This is a genomic window from Paenibacillus sp. CCS19 (assembly GCF_033239625.1).
Lineage (GTDB): Bacteria > Bacillota > Bacilli > Paenibacillales > Paenibacillaceae > Paenibacillus_T.
In genome coordinates this window covers 1-274 of sequence record NZ_BTCK01000131.1, presented here as the reverse complement: position 1 = coordinate 274, position 274 = coordinate 1, and the positions used below count along the sequence as shown (strand labels likewise).

Below are 274 nucleotides of genomic sequence, written 5' to 3'. Positions count from 1 at the left end.
CTTAGCGGTGTTGTCTGCGTTCGTCAGCGCCAGCGTTGCCGTTGTCGCATTCGTCTCTGCAGCGCCGCCGTTAATGATGACTGTGCCGTTTGGTCCCGTTTTGTCCAGCGTGAACGTGACTGTCGTCGCATTGCCTGCCGCATCCGTAACCGTCAGCGTATGGTCGCCTTCCGTCGTTACTTGGCTGCCGCTCGTGAATGTTGTGCCTCCATCGAGGTCGCCCGTTCCTTCATTGAACGTGATCGTCAGATCGGCATTGTTCAAGCTGCCGTCC

Annotated in this window: 1 protein-coding gene; it reads right to left on the bottom strand. The window is 58.0% G+C overall.

Annotated features, from left to right (window positions below):
• Positions 1–274: hypothetical protein (locus SBI19_RS29435; protein WP_317973084.1), on the bottom strand; the 274-nt coding region annotated here is incomplete at both ends.